The sequence below is a fragment of the Enterobacter cloacae complex sp. SHL018 genome (genome assembly GCF_049237905.1).
Lineage (GTDB): Bacteria > Pseudomonadota > Gammaproteobacteria > Enterobacterales > Enterobacteriaceae > Enterobacter > Enterobacter hormaechei_C.
This window is the reverse complement of sequence record NZ_JBMKJE010000001.1, coordinates 1550294-1563185: the sequence shown is the minus strand read 5'-3', so window position 1 is coordinate 1563185 and position 12892 is coordinate 1550294. Positions and strand designations below refer to the sequence as shown.

General features: G+C 53.7%; 13 protein-coding genes. 9 read left to right on the top strand and 4 right to left on the bottom strand.

The annotated features are described in order from the left end of the window. Positions 1 to 17: 17 nt before the first annotated feature. Both cobO and ACOTY5_RS07585 read right to left on the bottom strand, forming a co-directional pair. Complete coding sequence (cobO, locus tag ACOTY5_RS07590; protein WP_015570385.1) at positions 18 to 608, bottom strand: cob(I)yrinic acid a,c-diamide adenosyltransferase; 591 nt, start codon at positions 606 to 608, stop codon at positions 18 to 20. After that, positions 605 to 1366: a YciK family oxidoreductase gene (locus tag ACOTY5_RS07585; protein ID WP_017384219.1), complete on the bottom strand. Its 762-nt coding sequence runs from the start codon at positions 1364 to 1366 to the stop codon at positions 605 to 607. Before ACOTY5_RS07585 ends, cobO begins: the two co-directional genes overlap by 4 nt. A gap of 252 nt (positions 1367 to 1618) precedes the next feature. Between ACOTY5_RS07585 and sohB the strand changes: the two genes are divergently transcribed. After that, the gene (gene sohB, locus ACOTY5_RS07580) at positions 1619 to 2665 is read left to right on the top strand and encodes a protease SohB (protein ID WP_023296716.1); all 1047 of its coding nucleotides are present in this window, start codon (positions 1619 to 1621) and stop codon (positions 2663 to 2665) included. 35 nt (positions 2666 to 2700) lie between these two features. Here sohB and ACOTY5_RS07575 read toward each other — a convergent pair whose 3' ends face one another. After that, on the bottom strand, positions 2701 to 2952 hold the full coding sequence (locus ACOTY5_RS07575; protein ID WP_003856804.1) for a YciN family protein: 252 nt from the start codon (positions 2950 to 2952) through the stop codon (positions 2701 to 2703). Between the two features lie 398 nt (positions 2953 to 3350). On the opposite strand from ACOTY5_RS07575, the gene topA reads away from it, so the two are divergent. From topA to acnA, 6 genes are all read left to right on the top strand, one after another. After that, positions 3351 to 5948 (top strand): type I DNA topoisomerase, encoded by a 2598-nt coding sequence (gene topA / locus ACOTY5_RS07570; protein ID WP_003856806.1) that lies wholly within the window; start codon positions 3351 to 3353, stop codon positions 5946 to 5948. A gap of 186 nt (positions 5949 to 6134) precedes the next feature. Then, positions 6135 to 7109, top strand: coding sequence for an HTH-type transcriptional regulator CysB (gene cysB / locus ACOTY5_RS07565; protein ID WP_006810844.1), 975 nt, complete (start codon positions 6135 to 6137; stop codon positions 7107 to 7109). Positions 7110 to 7445: 336 nt separating this feature from the next. Continuing rightward, positions 7446 to 7586: a YmiA family putative membrane protein gene (locus ACOTY5_RS07560; protein WP_213083754.1), complete on the top strand. Its 141-nt coding sequence runs from the start codon at positions 7446 to 7448 to the stop codon at positions 7584 to 7586. 2 nt (positions 7587 to 7588) lie between these two features. Further along, the gene (locus ACOTY5_RS07555) at positions 7589 to 7759 is read left to right on the top strand and encodes a hypothetical protein (protein ID WP_006810843.1); all 171 of its coding nucleotides are present in this window, start codon (positions 7589 to 7591) and stop codon (positions 7757 to 7759) included. Between the two features lie 137 nt (positions 7760 to 7896). After that, the gene (gene ymiC, locus ACOTY5_RS07550; RefSeq protein ID WP_032103392.1) at positions 7897 to 7995 is read left to right on the top strand and encodes a small membrane protein YmiC; all 99 of its coding nucleotides are present in this window, start codon (positions 7897 to 7899) and stop codon (positions 7993 to 7995) included. Between the two features lie 165 nt (positions 7996 to 8160). Further along, the gene (gene acnA / locus ACOTY5_RS07545) at positions 8161 to 10836 is read left to right on the top strand and encodes an aconitate hydratase AcnA (RefSeq protein ID WP_017693321.1); all 2676 of its coding nucleotides are present in this window, start codon (positions 8161 to 8163) and stop codon (positions 10834 to 10836) included. A gap of 37 nt (positions 10837 to 10873) precedes the next feature. Here the strand turns inward: acnA and ribA are convergent, their stop codons facing one another. Then, a complete protein-coding gene (gene ribA, locus ACOTY5_RS07540) occupies positions 10874 to 11464 on the bottom strand; it encodes a GTP cyclohydrolase II (RefSeq protein ID WP_003856813.1) in 591 nt (196 codons plus the stop codon). Between the two features lie 197 nt (positions 11465 to 11661). Here ribA and pgpB point away from each other — a divergent pair, with 197 nt between their 5' ends. Both pgpB and ACOTY5_RS07530 read left to right on the top strand, forming a co-directional pair. Further along, positions 11662 to 12429, top strand: a complete 768-nt coding sequence (gene pgpB, locus ACOTY5_RS07535) for a phosphatidylglycerophosphatase B (protein WP_003856815.1) — start codon at positions 11662 to 11664, stop codon at positions 12427 to 12429. A 148-nt stretch (positions 12430 to 12577) separates the two neighbouring features. After that, a complete protein-coding gene (locus tag ACOTY5_RS07530; protein ID WP_003856817.1) occupies positions 12578 to 12886 on the top strand; it encodes a LapA family protein in 309 nt (102 codons plus the stop codon). The last annotated feature ends 6 nt before the right edge of the window (positions 12887 to 12892 follow it).

Below are 12892 nucleotides of genomic sequence, written 5' to 3'. Positions count from 1 at the left end.
TATACCGGGCTTTTTTTTCAGTAATCAATCCCAATTTGCGCTTTGATACCCGCATCGAACGCATGCTTAACCGGACGCAGCTCGCTGACGGTATCGGCCAGCTCCAGAATGTCCCGATGACACCCGCGCCCCGTGACGATCGCCGTCTGGTGTGCAGGGCGGTTCCTGAGGGCCTCCAGCACGGCTTCCAGCGGCAGGTAGTCATACGCCACCATATAGGTGATCTCATCCAGCAACACCATGTTCAGCGACGGGTCTGAAAGCATTCTTTTGGCATGCTCCCAGACGGCGAGGCAGGCTGCGGTATCGGTTTCCCGGTTCTGGGTATCCCAGGTAAAACCGGTTGCCATTACCTGAAACTCAACGCCATGCGGCTCGAGCAGATTACGCTCGCCGTTGGGCCATTCACCCTTGATAAACTGGATCACGCCCACTTTCTGCCCATGCCCGACTGCGCGGGTGGCGGTCCCAAATGCGGCGGTGGTTTTGCCTTTGCCGTTGCCGGTGAACACGATGAGGATACCGCGCTCGTCCTGAGCGGCCGCCACGCGTGCATCAACCTGTTCTTTCAGACGCTGCTGGCGCTGCTGATGACGATCATCACTCATTGCGATATCCCCGGTTTGCGGCCTGGCTGGGCATCGAAGGTCATTCCGGTTTTGCGACGGCTGTCGTCACCCATCAGCCACAGGTAAAGGGGCATGATATCGGCCGGGGTTTTAAGCTTCTGCGGATCTTCTGTCGGGAAGGCGCTGGCGCGCATTTTGGTGCGCGTACCGCCTGGATTAATACAGTTAACCCGCAGGTGGCGGCTTTGATACTCTTCGGCCAGCACCTGCATCATTCCTTCGGTGGCAAATTTTGAGACGGCGTAAGCCCCCCAGTTCGCACGCCCCTGACGCCCCACGCTGGAGGAGGTAAATACCAGCGAGCCGGAATCGGAGTTGAGTAATAAAGGAAGCAAGGCCTGGGTCAGGAAAAACGTCCCGTTGACGTTAACCTGCATCACCTGCTGCCAAATTTCCGGATCCTGTTCATCCATCGGGCGCACTTCGCCCAGTAACCCCGCGTTGTGCAGTACGCCGTCCAGACGCGGATAATGTGTGCTGATCCGCTGGGCAAGGGCCTGACATGACGCTGGCGTGCAGGTCAGCAGATCGAGCGTATACCAGGGCGTGGGGGTACCGCCGGCGTTTTCGATTTCACGGGCGACGGCCTTGAGCTTTTCTTCATTACGTCCCAGCAGAATAAGGCTCGCACCGTATTCAGAATAGGTCAGCGCCGCTTCGCGACCAATCCCGTCGCTGGCACCGGTAACCAGAATGATGCGGTTCTGTAGAAGGTTTTTTTGTGGCTGATAATGCACGGTGGCTCCTCAGGCGCATTGGGCGTGACTTGCACCTTTATTTATGACTTTTCGGCTTTATGCCCGAAACAGCGTCAGAATTCAATCAGTCTACAGGACAGAACGCTGGGAAATTAACAATTTGCAAAGATTTAAACCAGAAGCGGGGGATTCCTGAAGCCGCCTCGCAGAGGTAATGTCCAGAGCGAGACGCCTGCGCAGGGCTGTTGTACACTGGCGTGAAAGATTCGTGGTTAAATCAAGGTGGAACGCGTGGAATTACTTTCTCAGTATGGGTTGTTTTTGGCCAAAATCGCGACGGTGGTTATTGCTGTCGCGGTGATTGCCGTCCTGATTGTCAACCTGACGCAGCGTAAGCGTCAGCGTGGTGAGTTACGCATTACCCGCCTGAGCGAGCAGTATAAAGAGATGCAGGAGGAGATGTCTCTGGCGCTGCTTGACGATCATCAACAGAAGCTGTGGCTAAAAGCCCAGAAGAAAAAACATAAGCAGGACGCCAAAGCCGCGAAGGCGAAAGCTAAGCTCGCCACGCCACAGGCTGACGCAAAACCGCGCGTCTATGTGCTCGATTTTAAAGGTAGCATGGATGCGCATGAAGTCTCCTCTCTGCGTGAAGAAGTGACGGCGGTGCTGGCCGTGGCGACAGCCCAGGATCAGGTGGTGGTACGCCTTGAAAGCCCGGGCGGCGTAGTGCATGGGTATGGACTGGCGGCTTCGCAGTTACAACGTCTGCGGGACAAACAGATCCCACTCACCGTTGCGGTAGATAAGGTCGCGGCGAGTGGCGGCTATATGATGGCGTGCGTGGCGGATAAAATCGTCGCGGCACCGTTCTCCATTATCGGCTCGATTGGGGTGGTCGCGCAGATCCCTAACTTCAATCGTTTCCTGAAAAATAAAGAGATCGACATCGAACTGCATACGGCGGGTCAGTACAAACGTACGCTGACGCTGCTCGGCGAAAATACCGAAGAGGGACGGCAGAAATTCCGGGAAGATCTGAACGAAACCCACCATCTGTTCAAAGATTTCGTGCACCGCATGCGCCCAACGCTGGACATTGAGCAGGTGGCTACGGGCGAACACTGGTACGGCACGCAGGCGCAGGAGAAAGGGCTGGTGGATGAAGTGGGTACCAGCGACGACCTCCTGCTCAACCTGATGGAAGGCCGTGAGCTGGTGGGGGTGCGCTTCACCCGACGTAAGCGCCTGCTCGACCGTTTTACCAATAGCGCGGCAGAAAGCGCGGATCGCCTGCTGCTACGCTGGTTGCAGCGCGGCCAAAAGCCGCTGCTGTAAAGAAAAACGCGAGGCAGATGCCTCGCGTTTTCGTTTTAATCGACCAGGTGGTACTTCTCTGAGAGGGTATGCGCCAGGTATTTAAACATGTTAAACACGGCGGTGCTTTTCGGGGTGGGTAGCCCTTGTTCATCAAGGAAGTATTCACCGCTGAACACCAGCACGCCATTACGTTGTTCCACGCCAGTCGCTTCAATTCCCGCCAGGGTGTCTTCATGGTCGCGAATGAGTTTGTTTGCTTCGATAAGCAATGAAGCTCGGTCAATGGGTTGGGTCGTATTCTGCATATTCCACTCCTTAAACAGTGACAATAGTCTACGCCTGGGTCGCTTCGGGGGCAAATTTTCCCTGTTATCCGAGGGGATAAGAAACAGGGGCTGGCTGGCGGGATTTGCTTTTGCATGCTAATAAAGTTGCGTAACGAATTTTATCAGGTACAGTGTGCGCTTTCGTCATTCTGGCAACAGAATTGCTTGACATTCGACCGGGAATTCGTCACGAATGAACTTTGATGTGAGAAAAATACCCGAAAACTCAATGACCTGGATGTCGCCATTCTGACGTTCGGTAACACATAGGGGTTGATATCCCCTGACGATGTCGCAATATCAATGGCTCGTCGTCAGCGGAAGGGAAATCAACGTGCGGCGTATTCCTGGAAGAATTAAATTAGGTAAAGGTGAATATGGGTAAAGCTCTCGTCATCGTTGAGTCCCCGGCAAAAGCCAAAACGATCAATAAATATCTGGGCAATGACTACGTGGTTAAGTCCAGCGTTGGTCACATTCGCGATTTGCCGACCAGTGGCTCAGCCAGCAAAAAGAGCGCAGACTCTACCTCCACCAAAGGGGCTAAAAAGCCTAAAAAGGATGAACGTAGCGCGCTTGTCAACCGCATGGGTGTTAACCCATGGCACAACTGGGATGCACATTACGAAGTGCTGCCAGGCAAAGAAAAAGTCGTTAACGAGCTGAAACAGCTTGCTGAAAAAGCAGACCACATTTATCTCGCAACCGACCTTGACCGCGAAGGGGAGGCCATTGCATGGCACCTGCGGGAAGTGATCGGGGGTGATGACAAACGCTACAGCCGTGTAGTGTTCAACGAAATTACAAAGAATGCGATTCGTCAGGCGTTTGAAAAGCCGGGTGAACTGAATATCGACCGTGTTAACGCTCAGCAGGCGCGTCGCTTTATGGACCGCGTTGTAGGCTACATGGTCTCGCCGTTGCTGTGGAAAAAGGTCGCTCGCGGCCTGTCTGCGGGGCGTGTGCAGTCTGTGGCTGTTCGTCTTGTTGTAGAGCGTGAACGCGAGATCAAAGCGTTCGTCCCGGAAGAGTTCTGGGAAGTGGATGCGAATGTCACCACGCCGGGCGGCGATGCGCTGCCGTTGCAGGTGAGCCACCACAACGACAAACCGTTCCGTCCTGAAAATCGCGATCAAACCATGGCCGCCGTGGCGCTGCTGGAAAAAGCGCGTTATCAGGTTCTGGATCGTGAAGACAAACCGACCAGCAGCAAGCCTGGCGCACCGTTTATCACGTCAACTCTCCAGCAGGCGGCGAGTACGCGTCTGGGCTACGGCGTGAAGAAAACCATGATGATGGCCCAGCGTTTGTATGAAGCGGGTTACATCACCTACATGCGTACTGACTCCACCAACCTGAGCCAGGACGCTGTCAACATGGTGCGTGGCTATATCGAGGACAACTTCGGTAAGAAATACCTGCCGGACAGTCCTAATCAGTACGCCAGCAAAGAGAATTCTCAGGAAGCGCACGAAGCGATTCGTCCTTCTGACGTTTCCGTTCTGGCAGAATCGCTGAAAGATATGGAAGCGGACGCCCAGAAGCTGTATCAGCTGATCTGGCGCCAGTTCGTCGCCTGCCAGATGACGCCAGCGAAATACGACTCCACCACGCTGACCGTCGGCGCGGGTGATTTCCGCCTGAAAGCGCGCGGCCGCATTCTGCGCTTCGACGGCTGGACAAAAGTGATGCCTGCGCTGCGTAAAGGCGATGAAGACAGAACGCTGCCTTCAGTCAACAAAGGTGACGAGCTGTCGCTGGTTGATCTGGTCCCGGCTCAGCACTTCACCAAGCCACCTGCGCGCTTCAGCGAAGCATCGCTGGTGAAAGAGCTGGAAAAACGCGGCATCGGTCGCCCGTCCACCTATGCGTCAATCATTTCGACCATTCAGGATCGTGGATACGTTCGCGTCGAGAACCGTCGTTTCTATGCTGAAAAAATGGGTGAGATTGTCACCGACCGTCTGGAAGCGAACTTCCGCGAGTTGATGAACTATGACTTCACCGCGCAGATGGAAGACAGCCTCGATGAGGTTGCCAGCCATAAGGCAGAGTGGAAGAAAGTTCTCGACAGCTTCTTCAGCGATTTTACCAATCAGCTTGAGAAAGCCGAGAAAGATCCTGAAGAGGGCGGCATGCTGCCTAACCAGATGGTGCTGACTAGCATCGACTGCCCAACCTGTGGCCGTAAAATGGGGATCCGTACCGCGACCACGGGCGTGTTCCTCGGTTGCTCTGGTTATGCGCTGTCGCCGAAAGAGCGTTGCAAAACCACCATCAACCTCGTGCCGGAGAACGAAGTTCTCAACGTGCTGGAAGGTGACGATGCGGAGACCAACGCACTGCGCGCCAAGCGCCGCTGTAAGAAATGCGGCACGGCGATGGACAGCTACCTGATCGATCCCAAACGCAAATTGCACGTTTGTGGCAATAACCCGACCTGCGATGGTTATGAGATCGAAGAAGGTGAGTTCCGTATTAAGGGCTATGACGGTCCAATCGTTGAGTGTGAGAAATGTGGTTCCGAAATGCACCTGAAAATGGGACGCTTCGGTAAGTACATGGCATGCACCAACGACGACTGTAAAAACACGCGTAAGATCCTGCGTAACGGTGAAGTTGCGCCGCCAAAGGAAGATCCGGTTCCGCTTCCTGAGCTGCCGTGCGAGAAGTCAGACGCGTATTTCGTGCTGCGTGACGGCGCTGCCGGGGTATTCCTGGCGGCCAACACCTTCCCGAAATCGCGCGAAACCCGTGCGCCGCTGGTAGAAGAGCTGTACCGCTTCCGCGATCGTCTGCCGGAGAAACTGCGTTACCTGGCCGATGCGCCACAGCAGGATCCGGAAGGCAACAAAACCGTGGTGCGCTTCAGCCGTAAAACGAAGCAGCAGTACGTGGCGGCAGAGAAAGAGGGCAAAGCGACCGGATGGTCAGCCTTCTTTGTCGACGGGAAATGGGTTGAAGGCAAGAAATAATCTTCCCTTACCGTAACTTACCTGTAAAAGGGCCGGACTTCCGGCCCTTTTTTATTACGTAGTTATTATTTTTTGTTCCGTACTATACAGCCTGGCTATAAATGATATAGTGGTTATAGTTAACCCGTTTCTTATTATCAAATCGTCTTAAGCGATTGACGCATGCGCTAAATCGGATGGTCTGGCATGAAATTACAGCAGCTTCGCTATATCGTTGAGGTCGTCAATCATAACCTCAATGTCTCTTCCACCGCAGAAGGTCTTTATACCTCTCAGCCCGGCATCAGTAAGCAGGTGCGTATGCTGGAGGATGAGTTAGGTATTCAGATATTTGCCCGCAGCGGTAAGCACCTGACTCAGGTCACCCCGGCAGGACAGGAAATCATACGCATCGCACGGGAAGTGCTCTCCAAAGTCGACGCCATTAAATCCGTCGCCGGGGAACATACCTGGCCGGATAAAGGCTCTCTGTATATTGCCACCACGCATACACAGGCACGTTATGCGCTTCCCGGGGTGATCAAAGGCTTCATAGAACGCTATCCCCGCGTTTCCCTGCATATGCATCAGGGCTCACCGACGCAAATCGCAGAGGCCGTGTCTAAAGGCAATGCAGACTTCGCTATCGCGACGGAAGCGCTCCATCTGTACGATGATCTGGTCATGCTCCCGTGCTACCACTGGAACCGCTCTATTGTCGTGACCCCGGATCACCCGCTGGCGGGGAAGGGCGAAGTGACAATCGAAGAACTGGCGCAATACCCGCTGGTGACCTATACGTTCGGCTTTACGGGCCGGTCTGAACTGGACACCGCGTTTAACCGCGCCGGATTAACGCCACGGATTGTCTTTACGGCGACGGATGCGGACGTCATAAAAACGTATGTGCGTCTGGGCCTGGGCGTTGGGGTTATTGCCAGCATGGCGGTGGATCCTGTCTCAGACCCGGATCTGGTGCGTCTGGATGCGCATGATATTTTCAGTCACAGCACCACCAAGATAGGTTTTCGTCGCAGCACGTTCCTGCGCAGCTATATGTATGATTTTATTCAACGCTTTGCGCCACATTTAACGCGCGATGTGGTGGATACAGCTGTGGCGTTACGCTCCAATGAAGACATCGAAGAGATGTTTAAAGACATTAAACTTCCCGCCAAATAATCACTCCTGGTATCTTTCTCTTGCGGAAAGATACCGTCATTCCGCTTTAAACCTGAATTAGAATTATCATCATCTACGCCCACTGTCATATATCGTCATAACCCATTTGATGACTATGGTTTTACTGTCGCAAATTTGCGACAAAAGTAGAAACTAATTTACAGCTGTGCAAATTATTCTTTTCAATTATTTATTTCTGGTCAAAAGATTGAATTTTCCCGGGCTCGGATACGTAAATTCACTGGCTTTTCGGCTAAAGTTTCTTTAGGATTTATCTCATCAGATGATTACTTGTGCCAATTGTTTGGTCTCTAAATGATAAGCGATATCGATTGTATGAGGTTAGCAATGCCGTCAGGAAGTGAAGAACCGCAAAGGGATCCCGCGCTTAAGCGTAAAGCCTGGCTGGCGGTCTTTCTTGGCTCTGCCCTGTTCTGGGTGGTGGTTGCTCTTCTTGTCTGGAATTACTGGGGTTGATTATGGTCATGACGGTGCGTACAGAAGCGAGAAAAGAGATGTGTCAGCTTCGTGATAATGCTCACAAAGCCCGTAAGGCGCCAGCAACCAGCGTGCCAGCTTCCTGGAAACTGACGCCGCAGCAGCAGGCCTTTATTGATGTGTTCGCGGAAGACGAACCCAAAAAACAATAATTTTGATTTTTGCGTAATGATGCAAATAGTCTGAATATAGACTGTGCACTTTTGTACTCCTTAATAAATACACATCAGCAATATAGAACGAGGGCAGACCTCGCAACCTTAAATAATTAAAGTCTGGTGTCCCTATGATGAATAACATGACAACCGTAAAATACTGGTCATGGCTCGGCGTATTCTCAGCGTCGATCCTCTTCTGGTGTCAGCTCCTCTGGCTGGCCCTGCACTAAATCGTAAAACCTCGCCACGGCGGGGTTTTTTGTTTTATCCCTCGCGTTGGACCATTCCTAAATTTATCAATTTGGGTTGTTATCAAAACGTTACGACATCTTTGTGTTATCTTTAATTACAGCCCTGATGATTGTCAGGACATCCCTGTTTTTAAGGAGGAGCTTATGTCGTTAACCCTACGCGAAGCCAGTAAGGACACATTACAGGCGGAAAATAAAACCTGGCGCTACTACAGCTTACCGCTGGCTGCCAGAACGCTTGGGGACATTTCGCGGTTACCCAAGTCGTTGAAAGTCTTACTGGAAAACCTCTTGCGCTGGCAGGATGGCGACTCGGTTACCGAGGAGGATATCCAGGCTCTGGCAGGGTGGCTGAAAAATGCTCATGCAGACAGAGAAATTGCCTATCGCCCGGCCAGGGTGCTGATGCAGGATTTTACCGGCGTGCCAGCGGTTGTGGATTTAGCTGCCATGCGTGAAGCCGTAAAGCGTCTCGGGGGCGATACAGCTAAGGTTAACCCCTTGTCCCCGGTAGACCTCGTCATTGACCACTCCGTCACCGTCGATCACTTTGGTGACGACGATGCTTTCGGCGAAAACGTCCGTCTGGAGATGGAACGTAACCATGAACGCTACGTATTTCTGAAATGGGGTCAGCAGGCGTTCAGCCGCTTCAGCGTTGTTCCACCGGGCACCGGCATTTGTCACCAGGTCAACCTGGAATATCTCGGCAAAGCCGTCTGGAGTGAATTGCAGGATAAAGAGTGGGTGGCTTACCCTGATACGCTGGTGGGCACCGATTCACACACCACCATGATTAACGGCCTTGGCGTTCTGGGCTGGGGCGTCGGTGGTATTGAAGCGGAAGCGGCCATGCTCGGCCAGCCGGTATCAATGCTCATTCCCGATGTGGTGGGCTTTAAGCTGACCGGTAAGTTGTCCGAAGGCATTACCGCCACGGATCTGGTTCTGACGGTCACCCAGATGCTGCGTAAGCATGGCGTGGTGGGTAAATTCGTTGAATTTTATGGCGATGGTCTGGATTCACTGCCGCTGGCGGACCGGGCCACCATCGCCAACATGGCGCCAGAATATGGCGCGACCTGCGGCTTTTTCCCGATTGATAGCGTTACGCTGGAGTATATGCGCCTCAGTGGTCGCAGCGAGGAGCAGGTGGCTCTCGTTGAGGCCTACACCAAAGCGCAGGGCATGTGGCGTAACCCGGGTGACGAGCCGGTATTTACCAGTACGCTGGAGCTGGATATGGGCACCGTTGAGGCAAGCCTCGCAGGGCCAAAACGTCCGCAGGACCGCGTCGCCCTGAGCAACGTTCCGAAAGCCTTTGCCGCCAGCAATGAGCTGGAAGTTAACGCCGCACAAAAAGATCACCGTCCGGTGGACTATGTTCTGAACGGGCATCAGTATCAGCTCCCTGACGGCGCCGTGGTGATCGCCGCTATCACTTCCTGTACCAACACGTCCAACCCGAGTGTGTTAATGGCTGCCGGGCTGCTGGCAAAAAAAGCGGTAGAGCTGGGGCTTAAGCCACAGCCTTGGGTTAAAGCCTCCCTGGCGCCTGGTTCGAAAGTGGTATCCGATTACCTGGCACAGGCCAGACTCACGCCTTACCTCGACGAGCTGGGCTTTAACCTGGTGGGCTACGGCTGTACGACCTGCATCGGTAACTCTGGTCCACTGCCTGAACCTATTGAAATGGCGATCAAGCAGGGGGATTTGACCGTTGGCGCGGTACTTTCCGGTAACCGAAACTTTGAAGGGCGTATTCATCCGCTGGTGAAAACCAACTGGCTGGCCTCGCCGCCGCTGGTTGTAGCCTATGCGCTGGCCGGAAACATGAACATTAACCTGGCGACCGATCCGATTGGTCACGATCGCAAAAATGAACCGGTCTATCTGAAAGACATCTGGCCATCATCGCGCGAAATTGCGCGCGCGGTAGAGAAAGTTTCCACCGAGATGTTCCGCAAAGAGTATGCGGAAGTGTTCGAAGGCACAGCGGAGTGGAAAGCGATCGACGTAGTGGGTTCCGATACCTATGACTGGCAGGATGATTCCACCTATATTCGCCTGTCGCCATTCTTCGACGAAATGCTGGCGGAGCCTGCACCGCTGAAAGATATTCACGGCGCGCGCATTCTGGCGATGCTGGGCGATTCCGTCACCACCGACCATATCTCCCCTGCGGGTAGCATCAAGGCGGACAGTCCGGCAGGTCGGTATCTGCAAAGTCGTGGCGTGGAACGTCGCGATTTCAACTCCTACGGTTCGCGCCGCGGTAACCACGAAGTGATGATGCGCGGGACCTTTGCCAACATCCGCATTCGCAATGAAATGGTCCCAGGCGTGGAAGGGGGTATGACGCGCCACCTGCCGGATACAGAGGTCATTTCAATTTATGACGCAGCCATGAAGTATCAGCAGCAGGGTACGCCGCTGGCCGTTATTGCCGGTAAAGAGTACGGCTCCGGTTCCAGTCGCGACTGGGCGGCAAAAGGTCCGCGTCTGCTCGGGGTTCGCGTGGTGATTGCCGAATCCTTTGAACGTATCCACCGCTCAAACCTGATCGGGATGGGGATCCTGCCGCTGGAGTTCCCGCAGGGCGTAACGCGTAAAACGCTGGGTTTGACCGGGGAAGAGCAGATTGATATCAGCGGTCTGCAAAATCTGCAACCGGGTAAAACCGTTCCGGTGAAGTTAACGCGCGCAGATGGAACGACAGAAGTGCTGGATTGCCGGTGTCGTATTGATACGGCAACAGAGCTGACCTATTACCAGAACGACGGCATTTTACATTATGTGATTCGTAAGATGCTGGACTGATCAAACTCGCCCGGCACATGTGCCGGGCGTTTTGCGTTTACTCGCTCAGCAGATGCCCCATTTTGGCAGCTTTGGTATCGAGGTAGTGCGCGTTTTTCGGGTTGCGGCCGACAATCAGCGGTACGCGTTCCACAATATTGATGCCCGCTTCAGTGAGGATTTCCACTTTTTTCGGGTTATTGGTCAACAGACGCACTTCGTCCACGCCCAGCAGCTTGAACATATCCGCGCACAGGGTGAAATCTCGCTCGTCAGCAGCAAAGCCGAGCTGATGGTTCGCTTCGACGGTATCGTAGCCCTGATCCTGCAACGCGTAGGCGCGGATTTTATTCAGCAGGCCGATATTGCGTCCTTCCTGACGGTGATACAGCAGAACGCCACGTCCTTCCTCTGCGATATGAGAAAGGGCGGCTTCAAGCTGAAAACCGCAGTCGCACCGCAGACTGAACAGCGCGTCACCGGTCAGACACTCTGAATGAACGCGGGACAGCACCGGCGTTTGCCCCGAAATGTCGCCGAACACCAGGGCGACGTGATCTTGCCCGGTTGCCAGTTCTTCAAAACCCACCATCAGGAAATCGCCCCATGGGGTTGGCAGTTTGGCTTCTGCCACACGTTTAAGCTGCATGTGATTCTCCAGACCAGGCTGACACGTTTCGTGCCTTTGCCCCATTATGCTTTCTGTATCGGACTATTTTGCCACAAGCCCGGCAACTTCACCTAATCACCACCACGCTTTACAAACGTTAAACGCACAATCCGACATATCCACCAGAATGATGAAATTCAGTTATGATTGTGGTGCTTAGTGAAAAAGGAGAGGACATGCTTTCAATTGCCAGACGAACGGCCGCAGGAGCCGCCGTATTGCTCGTTATACCCCTGGTCGTTTGGTTCTCCGGCTGGATGTGGCAGCCCGGACAAAACGAGACGTGGCTGAAAGCCTTATACTGGATAACCGAGACGGTCACCCAGCCGTGGGGGATTATTACGCACGTGCTGCTCTGTGGCTGGTTCCTGTGGTGCCTGCGCTTTCGCCTTCGCGCGGCGCTGGTACTGTTCGCTATTCTCGGCGGCGCCATACTTATCGGGCAAGGGGTGAAGTCGTGGGTCAAGGATCGCGTGCAGGAACCCCGTCCTTTCGTCGTCTGGCTGGAAAAAACGCATCATGTTCCGGTGGATGAGTTCTACAATTTAAAGCGTAAAGATCGCGGTGCGTTGGTAAAGGAGCAGCTTGCAGAACAGCAGGATATCCCGACCTTTTTACGCAAACACTGGCAAAAAGAGACCGGCTTTGCGTTTCCTTCCGGGCATACGATGTTTGCTGCCAGCTGGGCGCTACTTGGCGTGGGACTGCTGTGGCCGCGTCGGCGTACCCTCACGATTGCGATTTTGCTGGTCTGGGCGACAGGCGTAATGGGCAGCCGGATGCTGCTGGGGATGCACTGGCCGCGTGATTTGGTGGTGGCAACGCTGATCTCGTGGGTACTGGTGACGCTGGCGACCTGGCTTGCACAACGTTTTTGTGGACCATTGACGCCGCCGCCGGAAGAGAAGGAAGAAATAGCCGAAAGGGAGTCTGGCGGAACCTGAAGGTTGATATTCCGCATTTTGACCATAAATCCATGTAGGGCGCGTTACTTTTTCCATTTCGCGCCCGCCACTAAAATGGTAGCTTATAAGGCTGATTGCATTGAGTTGAACACGCTTTATACGCTCGAACCACATAACGGGAAGTCATGTGAAATATTTACTCATTTTCTTACTGGTGTTGGCGATTTTTGTCATTTCAGTCACATTGGGCGCGCAAAACGATCAACAGGTAAGTTTTAACTATCTGCTGGCGCAGGGCGAGTACCGGGTGTCGAGCCTGCTGGCGGTGTTATTCGCGGCGGGTTTTGTCATCGGCTGGCTTGTATGCGGCCTGTTCTGGCTTAAGGTTCGTGTTTCTCTTGTTCGCGCTGAACGTAAAATTAAACGACTTGAACATCAACTTACGCCTGCGTCTGACATTCCGGCGAGCTCTGGTGTGCCGGTAGTCAAGGAATAATCGAAT

Coding starts and splice junctions, on each gene's coding strand:
- cobO (WP_015570385.1), bottom strand. CDS start 608: ATGAGTGATGATCGTCATCAGCAGCGCCAGCAGCGTCTGAAAGAACAG.
- ACOTY5_RS07575 (WP_003856804.1), bottom strand. CDS start 2,952: ATGCAGAATACGACCCAACCCATTGACCGAGCTTCATTGCTTATCGAA.
- topA (WP_003856806.1), top strand. CDS start 3,351: ATGGGTAAAGCTCTCGTCATCGTTGAGTCCCCGGCAAAAGCCAAAACG.
- cysB (WP_006810844.1), top strand. CDS start 6,135: ATGAAATTACAGCAGCTTCGCTATATCGTTGAGGTCGTCAATCATAAC.
- ACOTY5_RS07560 (WP_213083754.1), top strand. CDS start 7,446: ATGAGGTTAGCAATGCCGTCAGGAAGTGAAGAACCGCAAAGGGATCCC.
- ACOTY5_RS07555 (WP_006810843.1), top strand. CDS start 7,589: ATGGTCATGACGGTGCGTACAGAAGCGAGAAAAGAGATGTGTCAGCTT.
- ymiC (WP_032103392.1), top strand. CDS start 7,897: ATGAATAACATGACAACCGTAAAATACTGGTCATGGCTCGGCGTATTC.
- acnA (WP_017693321.1), top strand. CDS start 8,161: ATGTCGTTAACCCTACGCGAAGCCAGTAAGGACACATTACAGGCGGAA.
- ribA (WP_003856813.1), bottom strand. CDS start 11,464: ATGCAGCTTAAACGTGTGGCAGAAGCCAAACTGCCAACCCCATGGGGC.
- pgpB (WP_003856815.1), top strand. CDS start 11,662: ATGCTTTCAATTGCCAGACGAACGGCCGCAGGAGCCGCCGTATTGCTC.